Origin of the sequence: Pseudoduganella sp. RAF53_2, from assembly GCF_052113985.1 — a bacterium.
Lineage (GTDB): Bacteria > Pseudomonadota > Gammaproteobacteria > Burkholderiales > Burkholderiaceae_D > Rugamonas.
In genome coordinates this window covers 1-11,686 of the sequence record NZ_JBFRDW010000205.1, presented here as the reverse complement: position 1 = coordinate 11,686, position 11,686 = coordinate 1, and the positions used below count along the sequence as shown (strand labels likewise).

Genomic DNA, 11,686 nt, shown 5'->3' with positions numbered 1-11,686 from the left:
GTCCACGATCATCTCGCCCTTGTTCACCACCTGGCCGTCGTGCACCAGCACTTGCTTGTCCTTGGTAATCAGGAACTCGTGCTTGTTGCCGTCCATGTCGGTGATTTCCAGACGCTGCTTGCCCTTGGTTTCCTTACCGAAGGCCACAGTACCGGTCACTTCCGCCAGCATGCCCGCGTCTTTCGGCGAACGTGCTTCGAACAGTTCCGCAACGCGTGGCAGACCACCGGTAATGTCACGGGTCTTCTGCGATTCGGTCGGGATACGCGCCAGAACCTCACCCACGGACACTTGCTGGCCATCTTTCACCATGATCAGCGCGCCAACCTGGAAGCCGATCGCCACTGCGTGTTCAGTGCCGGCGATCTTCACTTCCTGACCGTCTTCGTTCAGCAGTTTCACCTGCGGACGCATGGCCTTGCCCGGCGAGCCGCGACGCTTGGCGTCGATCACCACCAGGGTTGCCAGACCGGTCACCTCGTCCACCTGACGGGCCACGGTCACGCCTTCTTCGACGTTCTCGAAACGCACCGTACCGGCGTACTCGGTAATGATCGGACGGGTCAGCGGGTCCCACGTTGCCAGAGGAGCGCCAGCCTTCACGGTCATGCCATCCTTGACGATCAGGGTCGCGCCGTAAGGCACCTTGTGACGCTCGCGCTCACGGCCGTGGTCGTCGGTAATCAGCACTTCGCCGGAACGGGAAATGACGATCTGAGCGCCCTTGCCGTTGGTAACGTAACGCATGGTCGCGGTGAAGCGGATGATACCGTTCGACTTCGCTTCCACCGAGGAGGCCACTGCTGCACGCGACGCCGCACCACCGATGTGGAAGGTACGCATGGTCAGCTGGGTACCCGGCTCACCGATCGACTGTGCTGCCACAACACCCACTGCTTCGCCGGAGTTCACCAGCATGCCGCGGCCCAGGTCGCGGCCGTAGCACTTGGCGCACAGGCCGTAGCGGGTTTCGCAGGTCAGCGGGGTGCGGACTTTGACTTCGTCCACGCCCATGCGCTCGATCTCTTCCACCATGTCTTCGTCCAGCAGCGTGCCGGCTTCGAACGCGGTTTCCTGGGTTTCAGGATTGACGATGTCGGTGCCGGCCACGCGGCCGAGGATACGGTCGCGCAGGGCTTCGATCACTTCACCGCCTTCGACCATCGCCTTCATCAGCGTGCCGTTGGAAGTGCCGCAATCGTCCTCGGTCACCACCAGATCCTGGGTCACGTCCACCAGACGGCGGGTCAGGTAACCGGAGTTCGCGGTCTTCAGTGCCGTATCCGCCAGACCTTTACGAGCGCCGTGGGTCGAGATGAAGTACTGCAGAACGTTCAGGCCTTCGCGGAAGTTCGCGGTAATCGGCGTTTCGATAATCGAGCCGTCCGGCTTCGCCATCAGACCACGCATACCGGCCAGCTGACGGATCTGGGCAGCGGAACCACGGGCGCCCGAGTCGGCCATCATGTAAATCGCGTTGAACGATTCCTGGGTCGACTTGGTGCCGTCGCGGCGGATCACGTCTTCCACCTTCAGGTGGTCCATCATCGCCTTGCCGACTTCATCGGAGGTCTTGCCCCAGATGTCGACGACCTTGTTGTAGCGCTCGCCCGCGGTCACCAGACCGGAAGCGTACTGCTGCTCGATCTGCTTGACTTCGGATTCGGCGGTGGCGATCAGGGTCTTCTTCACTTCCGGCACCAGCATGTCGTCCACGCAGATGGAGATACCGGCGCGGGTCGCCAGGCGGAAGCCCGACTGCATCAGCTGGTCGGCAAACACCACGGTCGCGCGCAGGCCGCATTTGCGGAAGGAAGTGTTGATCAGCTTCGAGATTTCCTTCTTCTTCAGCGCGCGGTTCAGCACGGAGAATGGCAGGCCCTTCGGCAGGATCTCGGACAGGATGGCACGGCCAACGGTGGTCTCGTAACGGGTCAGGGTACGCACGAACTCGCCGGTCGCCGGATCTTTTGGATTCTCGACGATACGTACGGTAATGCGGGTGGCCAGTTCAACTTCCTTGTTGTCGTAGGCGCGGATCACTTCCGACACGTCCGGGAACAGCATGCCTTCGCCCTTGGCGTTGACTGCTTCGCGGGTCGCGTAGTACAGACCCAGCACGATATCCTGGGACGGCACGATCGACGGTTCGCCGTTGGACGGGAACAGGATGTTGTTCGAGGCCAGCATCAGGGTGCGGGCTTCCATCTGTGCTTCGATGGACAGCGGCACGTGAACTGCCATCTGGTCACCGTCGAAGTCAGCGTTGAACGCCGCGCAGACCAGCGGGTGCAGCTGAATGGCCTTGCCTTCGATCAGCACCGGCTCGAACGCCTGGATACCCAGACGGTGCAGGGTCGGCGCACGGTTCAGCATGATCGGATGTTCGCGGATCACTTCTTCCAGGATGTCCCAAACCACTGGTTCCTGTTGCTCAACCAGTTTCTTGGCAGCCTTGATGGTGGTGGCCAAGCCCATCAACTCCAGTTTATTGAAGATGAATGGCTTGAACAGTTCCAGGGCCATCAGCTTCGGCAGACCRCACTGGTGCAGTTTCAGCTGTGGACCCACCACGATCACGGAACGGCCGGAGTAGTCGACGCGCTTACCCAGCAGGTTCTGACGGAAGCGGCCGCCCTTACCTTTGATCATTTCAGCCAGCGACTTCAGCGGACGCTTGTTGGCGCCGGTCATCGCCTTGCCGCGACGGCCGTTGTCCAGCAGCGAGTCCACTGCTTCCTGCAGCATGCGCTTTTCGTTGCGCGTGATGATCTCTGGAGCACGCAGCTCCATCAGGCCCGGAACGCTGGAACGCTTCCAGCACTTTCAGGCGCTTGGCGTACTTCTTGATCTTCGCTTCGGACTTCGATTCCTTCAGCTCCACGCGCAGGGCTTCGGCATCGCGGTGGATGTCGATCGAGCGCAGCAGTTCACGGATACCTTCCGCGCCCATGAAGGCGGTGAAGTCATCGCCGTACTCTTCGTACTTGGCGGCGTAATCGTCTTCCGACATGATCTGGCACTTCTTCAGCGGGGTCATGCCTGGATCGGTCACCACGTATGCTTCGAAGTACAGCACGCGTTCGATATCGCGCAGGGTCATGTCCAAGACCATACCCAGACGCGAMGGCAGCGAYTTCAGGAACCAGATGTGSGCRRYCGGCGMRGCCAGYTCRATGTGGCCCATRCGCTCACGGCGMACYTTGGCCAGSGTCACTTCAACGCCGCACTTYTCGCAGATGACACCGCGGTGCTTCAGGCGCTTGTACTTGCCGCACAGGCATTCGTAGTCCTTGATCGGGCCAAAGATCTTGGCGCAGAACAGACCATCGCGCTCTGGCTTGAAGGTACGGTAGTTGATGGTCTCAGGCTTTTTAACTTCGCCGTAAGACCAGGAACGAATTTTTTCAGGCGAGGCCAGACCGATCTTGATCGCGTCGAAGGACTCGTTTTGCTGTACTTGCTTGAACAGGTCGAGCAGGGCTTTCATGTATCACTCCAGGTAGTGATGAATTCTAAATTTGCGTGTTGGTGAACTGCTTGAAACCCGAGGCGGAAACCTGGTGGCTGCCACGCCGTGGCTGCCACCTGTTTTCGGCCGTAGGCTTTAGCCGCGTTCCAGGTCGATATCGATACCCAGGGAACGGATTTCCTTCACCAGCACGTTGAACGATTCCGGCATGCCGGCATCGATCACGTGGTCGCCCTTGACGAGGTTTTCGTACACTTTGGTACGGCCGTTCACGTCGTCGGACTTCACGGTCAGCATTTCTTGCAGCACGTAGGAGGCGCCGTATGCTTCCAGCGCCCACACTTCCATCTCACCGAAGCGCTGGCCGCCGAACTGCGCCTTACCGCCCAGAGGCTGCTGGGTCACCAGCGAGTAAGGACCGGTCGAACGTGCGTGCATCTTGTCGTCCACCAGGTGGTGCAGCTTCAGCATGTGCATCACGCCCACGGTAACCTTGCGTTCGAAGGCTTCGCCGGTGCGGCCGTCGTACATGGTGACCTGGTTCTTCGATTCGGTCATGCCCAGCTTGGTTGCGATCTCGTCCGGGTACGCCAGGTCCAGCATGCGGCGGATTTCGGATTCGTGCGCACCGTCGAACACTGGGGTTGCGAACGGAACACCCTTCTTCAGGTTGGCCGCCAGCGACATGATTTCGTCGTCGCTGAAGTTGGCGATGTCTTCCTTCGAACCGGTCTCGTTGTACACGGTGGTCAGGTACTTGCGCATCTCTTCGACCTTGATCTGCGCTTGCAGCATTTCGCCGATACGGATGCCCAGGCCCTTCGCTGCCCAGCCCAGGTGGGTTTCCAGGATCTGACCCACGTTCATACGGGACGGAACACCCAGCGGGTTCAGCACCACGTCGGCCGGAGTACCGTCCGCCATGTAAGGCATGTCTTCCACCGGAACGATACGCGAGACCACACCCTTGTTACCGTGGCGGCCTGCCATCTTGTCGCCGGACTGCAGGCGGCGCTTAACGGCCAGGTAAACCTTGACCATCTTCTGCACGCCAGGCTGCAGCTCGTCGCCCTGGGTCAGCTTCTTGCGCTTCTCTTCGAAGGCCAGGTCGAACTGGTGGCGCTTCTCGTTGATCGATTCCTTGATGGCTTCCAGTGCGGCGGCCAGGCTGTCTTCCGCAGGGCGGATGTCGAACCAGTGGAACTTGTCCAGATCATCCAGGTATTCCTTGGTGATCTTGGCGCCTTTCGCCAGCTTCTTCGGACCRCCGTTGACCACCTGGCCAATCAGGGTCTTTTCCAGACGCTGGAAGGCGTCGCCTTCCACGATACGCATCTGGTCGTTCAGGTCCAGACGGAAGCGCTTCAGTTCATCGTCGATGATCTGCTGGGCGCGCTTGTCGCGTGGGATGCCTTCGCGGGTGAACACTTGCACGTCGATCACGGTACCAACCATGCCAGACGGCACGCGCAGCGAGGTGTCCTTCACGTCGGACGCTTTTTCGCCGAAGATCGCGCGCAGCAGCTTCTCCTCCGGGGTCAGCTGGGTTTCGCCTTTCGGGGTCACCTTACCAACCAGGGTGTCGCCGGCCTGCACTTCAGCGCCGATGTACACGATGCCGGATTCGTCCAGACGCGCCAGCTGGTTCTCAGCCAGGTTGGAGATATCGCGGGTGATTTCTTCAGGGCCCAGCTTGGTGTCACGCGCAACTACGCTCAGTTCTTCGATGTGGATCGAGGTGTAGCGGTCGTCTTTCACGACGTTTTCGCTGATCAGGATCGAGTCTTCGAAGTTCAGACCATTCCATGGCATGAAGGCCACGGTCATGTTCTGGCCCAGTGCCAGTTCGCCCAGGTCGGTCGATGCGCCGTCGGCGATCACGTCGCCTTTGGCCACACGGTCGCCCACTTTGACGATCGGACGCTGGTTGATGTTGGTGTTCTGGTTGGAACGGGTGTACTTGATCAGGTTGTAGATGTCCACACCGACTTCGCCAGCCTGTGCTTCTTCATCGTTCACGCGGATCACGACGCGGCCCGCATCGATGTAGTCCACCACGCCGCCGCGCAGTGCCTGCACGGTGGTGCCGGAGTCGACTGCCACGGTGCGCTCGATGCCGGTACCGACCAGCGCCTTTTCAGGACGCAGGCAAGGCACAGCCTGACGCTGCATGTTGGCGCCCATCAGTGCACGGTTCGCGTCATCGTGCTCCAGGAATGGAATCAGCGATGCTGCCACGGACACGATCTGGCCTGGGGCCACGTCCATGTACTGCACGCGCTCTGGGGAAACCAGGATGGTTTCGCCGGCTTCACGGGACGATACCAGTTCGTCGACCAGCTGGCCCTGCTCATTCACCTTGGCGTTTGCCTGGGCGATGATGTAGCGGCCTTCTTCGATCGCGGACAGGTAATCGATCTTGTCGGTCACCTTGGAGCCTTCGACCTTGCGGTACGGGGTTTCCAGGAAGCCGTATTCGTTCAGGCGGGCGTACAGTGCCAGCGAGTTGATCAGACCGATGTTCGGGCCTTCAGGCGTTTCGATCGGGCATACGCGGCCGTAGTGGGTCGGGTGCACGTCGCGCACCTCGAAGCCGGCGCGTTCGCGGGTCAGACCGCCAGGGCCCAGTGCGGAAACACGGCGCTTGTGGGTGATCTCGGACAGCGGGTTGGTCTGGTCCATGAACTGCGACAGCTGGGACGAACCGAAGAACTCGCGGATGGCAGCCGAAATCGGCTTGGAGTTGATCAGGTCGTGCGGCATCAGGTTGTCGGCTTCCGCCTGGCCCAGACGCTCTTTCACGGCGCGCTCGACGCGCACCAGGCCGGCGCGGAACTGGTTCTCGGCCAGCTCGCCCACGCAACGCACGCGACGGTTACCCAGGTGGTCGATATCGTCCACTTCGCCGCGGCCATTGCGCAGCTCAACCAGGATCTTGATCACGGCCAGGATGTCTTCGTTCGACAGGGTCATGGCGCCGGTCAGTTCGTCACGGCCGATACGGCGGTTGAACTTCATGCGGCCCACGGCCGACAGGTCGTAGCGCTCAGGGCTGTAGAACAGGCCGTTGAACAGGGCTTCCACCGACTCTTCGGTTGGCGGTTCGCCAGGACGCATCATGCGGTAGATCGCGATACGGGCCGCGGTCTGGTCGGCGGTGTCGTCGATACGCAGGGTCTGGGAGATGTAGCCGCCCTGGTCCAGATCGTTGGTGTACAGCGTCTGGATGGCGTTGATGTTGGCGTCGCGCAGCTTGCCCAGGGTTTCTTCGGTCAGCTCGTCGTTGGCCAGGGCCACGATTTCGCCGGTTTCCGGATCAACGATGTTCTTGGCCAGCACGCGGCCCAGCAGGTAGTCTTCCGGCACGGAGATGTGCTGGATGCCGGCCTGCTCGATTTCGCGCACGTGCTTGGCGTTGATACGCTTGTCCTTGACCACGATGGTCTTGCCCGACTTCGGATCGACGATGTCGAAGCGCGCGACTTCGCCGCGCAGGCGTTCGGACACGAACTCCATCTCGGCGCCTTCCGAACGCAGGTTGAAGTTGTCGAAGACGAAGAAGTTCGCCAGGATCTGTTCCGGGGTCATGCCGATCGCCTTCAGCAGGATCGATACCGGCATCTTGCGGCGGCGGTCGACGCGGAAGTACAGGATGTCTTTCGGGTCGAACTCGAAGTCCAGCCAGGAACCGCGGTAAGGAATGATACGGGCCGAGAACAGCAGCTTGCCGGACGAGTGGGTCTTGCCGCGGTCGTGCTCGAAGAACACGCCCGGGGAGCGATGCAGCTGAGAAACGATCACACGCTCAGTACCGTTGATCACGAACGAACCGGTGCTGGTCATCAGGGGCAGTTCGCCCATGTAGACTTCCTGCTCCTTCATTTCCTTCACGACGGGCTTGGTTGGCGATTCCTTGTCCAGGATCACCAGACGCACCTTGGCGCGCAGCGGCGACGCGAAGGTCAGGCCGCGCAGCTGGCATTCCTTGACGTCGAAGGCGGGGTCGCCCAGTACGTAGGACAGGAATTCCAGACGGGCAAAGCCGTTATGGGAAACAATAGGGAAGATCGAGGTGAAGGCGGACTGCAGGCCTTCGTTCTTGCGCGTTGCAACCGGAGTGTGCTCCTGCAAGAAGTTTTCGTACGACTCGAGCTGGGTAGCCAGCAGGAACGGAACGTTGTGGACGTTGGCGCGTTTCGCAAAAGACTTGCGAATGCGTTTCTTCTCAGTAAATGAGTAGTGCATGGACACTCCGTGAGTGACAGGAAAGGATAGAGGCTTCAGGTTTTGACTGGCACACGCCAGCCAAAACCTCAAGCCACTGCGTTAAATCACACTGCTAAACAACATCAAAACAACAACATCAACAACACAGACGACAAAGGAGCCAAAGGCGGACCCCTCTTCCGAGGAGATCCGCCGATTGGCTTCCCACGTTTAGCGGGTTGCCCCGCCTTACGCAAATTACTTCAGATCGGCCTTGGCGCCAGCTTCTTCCAGCTTCTTCTTAGCGGCTTCAGCGTCAGCTTTCGACAGGGCTTCTTTCACGGTCTTCGGTGCGCCGTCAACCAGGTCCTTGGCTTCTTTCAGGCCCAGACCGGTGATTTCGCGAACTGCCTTAATCACGCCAACTTTGTTCGCGCCCACTTCGGACAGAACCAGGTTGAATTCGGTCTGCTCTTCAGCAGCAGCTGCACCGGCAGCGGCGCCGCCAGCAGCCGGAGCTGCCATTGCAGCGGCGGACACGCCGAACTTTTCTTCGAAAGCCTTAACCAGTTCGTTCAGGTCCATTACGGACATTTCGGACACTGCGTTCAGGATGTCGTCTTTGGAAATTGCCATTTGAAACTCCTAATTTGTTTGTAATACTACAGAATTGGTATTGACTAAGAAACTAAGCCAGCGATTAAGCGGCTTCGGTTTCTTTCTTGGCTGCCAGAGCAGCCAGACCACGTGCAAAGCCCGACACCGGAGCCAGCATAACGCCCAACAGCTGCGAGATGAGGACTTCACGGCTTGGAATGCTCGCCAGTGCGGTAACGCCAGCTACGTCGAGCTGTTTACCGGCAAAGTTACCAGCCTTCACAACCAGTTTGTCGTTGGTCTTGGCGAAGTCGGCGACGACTTTCGCTGCAGCAACGGCATCATCCGAGATCGAATAGATCAGCGGACCGGTCATGGAATCGGCCAGAGGGGCGAACTGCGTGCCTTCTACTGCACGGCGTGCCAGGGTGTTCTTCAGAACACGAATGTACACGCCTTGCGCACGCGCTTTAGCACGGAGTTGAGTCAAGTGACCAACCTGGATGCCACGGTATTCGGCCACGACGATAGTTTGCGCAGTTGCTACTTTTGCGGAAACTTCGGCGACGACGGCCTTTTTGTCATTCAGATTGAGACCCACGGTCAACCTCCTTAAATGATGCTTGGCTTGCGCCGCACATCGGTTCGAACAACGGCGTCCGAGGTTTAGGAGTCCAATGGACTACAGAAACTTGTTCGGGTACACCATCTGCGTTGGGCGCCTTCCGGCGATTAACCCCATGCCTGCTTGATGCATCGAGCCCAACGGTCTTTGAAGGCCTGACAGGGTTGCCCCTGCCAGCCCAAAGATCCGCCCCACCTTTCGGCGGGGACTTAATTCATTACGCTGCCAGGGTAGCGTGGTCAACACGCACGCCAGCGCCCATGGTCGAGGAAATCGACACTTTGCGCAGGTACACGCCTTTGGACGAAGCAGGCTTGGCCTTGTTCAGCGCGTCGATCAGAGCAACCAGGTTGGTCTTCAGATCAGCGTCGGTGAACGACTTGCGGCCGATGGTCGCGTGGATGATACCTGCCTTGTCGGTACGGTACTGAACCTGACCGGCCTTGGCGTTCTTCACGGCGCCAGCCACGTCCGGGGTTACGGTGCCAACTTTCGGGTTAGGCATCAGGCCGCGTGGGCCCAGGATCTGGCCCAGGGTACCAACGATACGCATGGTGTCTGGGGAAGCGATGACCACGTCGAACGGCATGTCGCCGGCTTTGACGCGCTCGGCCAGGTCTTCCATACCTACCACGTCGGCGCCAGCGGCTTTCGCTGCTTCAGCCTTGTCGCCGGAAGCGAACACGGCAACGCGAACGGTCTTGCCGGTGCCTGCTGGCAGAACCACGGAGCCACGCACCACCTGGTCGGACTTCTTCGGGTCCACGCCCAGCTGGACGGACACGTCGATGGATTCGTTGAACTTGGCGGTGGCCAGTTCTTTCACCAGGGACACTGCGTTGTCGAAGGCGTACACTTTGGTACGGTCTACTTTAGCCTTGATGGCTTGAGCGCGCTTGGACAGTTTTGCCATGATCAGATGCCCTCTACGGTGATGCCCATGGAGCGTGCGGAACCAGCGATGGTGCGCACAGCCGCTTCCAGATCGGCAGCGGTCAGGTCCGGGGTCTTCAGTTTAGCGATTTCTTCCGCTTGAGCGCGGGTCAGCTTGCCGACCTTGTCGGTGTGCGGCTTGGAGGAGCCTTTTTGCACGCCGGAGTGCTTCTTGATCAGGTAGGTCGCTGGCGGGGTCTTCATCACGAAGGTGAAGGACTTGTCCGCGAAGGCGGTGATGATCACAGGGATCGGCATGCCTGGTTCCATACCTTGGGTCTGSGCGTTGAACGCYTTGCAGAAYTCCATGATRTTCAGACCGCGCTGACCCAGAGCCGGGCCGATCGGAGGGGATGGGTTTGCCTTACCAGCTGGCACTTGCAGCTTGATAAAGCCAATGATTTTCTTTGCCATTTGGGCACTTCCTATCGTTGGATTGAGTAGTAGCGCCCCGCACGCGGCGGGGCTCCTCTTGGTGGCGGATTAAACGCTCCGCCGCGGCGTTAAACTTTTTCGACCTGGCCGAATTCGAGTTCGACAGGGGTTGCGCGGCCGAAGATGGTGACCGATACACGCACCTTGGACTTCTCGTAATTGACTTCTTCGACATTGCCGTTGAAGTCGGTGAACGGACCATCCTTGATGCGGACTTGCTCGCCCACTTCGTACAGCACTTTTGGACGCGGCTTTTCCACACCCTCCTGCATCTGCTGCATGATCTTGTCGATCTCGCGCGCAGGAATCGGGGTCGGCTTGTTCGACTTGCCGCCAATGAAACCGGTCACTTTGCTGGTGTTCTTCACCAGGTGCCAGGTTTCGTCCGTCATTTCCATTTCCACCAGGACGTAGCCCGGGAAGAAACGGCGCTCGGTAACGGACTTCTGGCCGTTGCGCACTTCAACGACCTCTTCAGTCGGAACCAGGATCTGGCCGAACTGCTCTTGCATGCCGGCGCGCTCAACGCGCTCCATCAGGGCTCGCTGTACGCTCTTCTCCATACCGGAGTAGGCGTGGACGACGTACCAGCGCTTGTTGCTGACCGGCGTGGAAACCGCCTGCTCAGGCTCTTCCTTGCCCGGCTCGTCTTGCACAATTTCGCTCATTATTTCTTCCAACCCAGGATGACGTCGTACAACAGGAATTCCAGAATCTTATCCGTACCCCACAGGAACACCGCCATCACCAGCACGAAGCCGAAGACGATCAGGGTGATCTGGGTTGCCTCCTTGCGGGTTGGCCATACCACTTTCTTAGTCTCGCGAACGGACTCTTTCGCGAAATTCATGAATTCGCGACCAGTGGTCGAGGTGTACGCGATGCCGGCGGAAACGAGCAAACCAACCACAAGCGCGATCGCTCGCACCAGGGTTGGTTGACCTGCCAGGTAGAAGAACCCGACTACGCCCGCAACCAGCGCAACCACTGCCAGCACGACTTTGAACTTATCGTTCGTCGTGCTAACGGTTTGCACGGATTGATTAGACATTTACTTTTTACTTTCGGTGCCCTGCACCATATTCGGTGGCAGGGGCGGAGGGCATCGAACCCCCAACCTTCGGTTTTGGAGACCGACGCTCTGCCAATTGAGCTACGCCCCTACGTGTAAAACTTTATCAGTGGAATCCGTAATTCTAGCACCCATCAGAGACGGGCGCTAGTCTTGGCTCGGATTCAGATCGCTCTTAGTCGATGATCTTGGCAACCACGCCGGCGCCAACGGTACGGCCGCCTTCGCGGATTGCGAAGCGCAGACCTTCTTCCATAGCGATCGGGGAGATCAGCTTGACGGTGATCGACACGTTATCGCCAGGCATAACCATTTCCTTGTCCTTCGGCAGCTCGATGGAGCCGGT

Annotated in this window: 8 protein-coding genes, 1 tRNA gene and 1 pseudogene; all 10 read right to left on the bottom strand. The window is 59.3% G+C overall.

What is annotated here, in order from left to right; all coding sequences use genetic code 11:
• Positions 1-3,490: pseudogene (gene rpoC / locus AB4Z11_RS13970) on the bottom strand (DNA-directed RNA polymerase subunit beta'); the annotation flags it as partial.
• Positions 3,491-3,607: 117 nt separating this feature from the next.
• Positions 3,608-7,717, bottom strand: a complete 4,110-nt coding sequence (gene rpoB / locus AB4Z11_RS13965; RefSeq protein ID WP_442025849.1) for a DNA-directed RNA polymerase subunit beta — start codon at positions 7,715-7,717, stop codon at positions 3,608-3,610.
• 219 nt (positions 7,718-7,936) lie between these two features.
• Complete coding sequence (gene rplL / locus AB4Z11_RS13960; protein ID WP_395403418.1) at positions 7,937-8,314, bottom strand: 50S ribosomal protein L7/L12; 378 nt, start codon at positions 8,312-8,314, stop codon at positions 7,937-7,939.
• 64 nt (positions 8,315-8,378) lie between these two features.
• Complete coding sequence (gene rplJ, locus AB4Z11_RS13955) at positions 8,379-8,876, bottom strand: 50S ribosomal protein L10 (RefSeq protein ID WP_442025848.1); 498 nt, start codon at positions 8,874-8,876, stop codon at positions 8,379-8,381.
• A gap of 241 nt (positions 8,877-9,117) precedes the next feature.
• The gene (gene rplA / locus AB4Z11_RS13950) at positions 9,118-9,813 is read right to left on the bottom strand and encodes a 50S ribosomal protein L1 (RefSeq protein ID WP_442025847.1); all 696 of its coding nucleotides are present in this window, start codon (positions 9,811-9,813) and stop codon (positions 9,118-9,120) included.
• A gap of 2 nt (positions 9,814-9,815) precedes the next feature.
• Positions 9,816-10,247: a 50S ribosomal protein L11 gene (rplK, locus tag AB4Z11_RS13945; protein ID WP_442025846.1), complete on the bottom strand. Its 432-nt coding sequence runs from the start codon at positions 10,245-10,247 to the stop codon at positions 9,816-9,818.
• 89 nt (positions 10,248-10,336) lie between these two features.
• Entirely contained in the window at positions 10,337-10,936 is a 600-nt protein-coding gene (nusG, locus tag AB4Z11_RS13940; protein WP_442025845.1) for a transcription termination/antitermination protein NusG, read from the bottom strand.
• Entirely contained in the window at positions 10,936-11,319 is a 384-nt protein-coding gene (secE, locus tag AB4Z11_RS13935; protein WP_442025844.1) for a preprotein translocase subunit SecE, read from the bottom strand. The genes nusG and secE overlap by 1 nt, the downstream gene beginning before the upstream one ends.
• Before the next feature lie 36 nt (positions 11,320-11,355).
• A tRNA-Trp gene (locus tag AB4Z11_RS13930) sits at positions 11,356-11,431 on the bottom strand.
• Between the two features lie 84 nt (positions 11,432-11,515).
• A partial coding sequence (locus AB4Z11_RS13925; RefSeq protein ID WP_442025850.1) for an elongation factor Tu occupies positions 11,516-11,686 on the bottom strand: 171 nt, incomplete at its 5' end.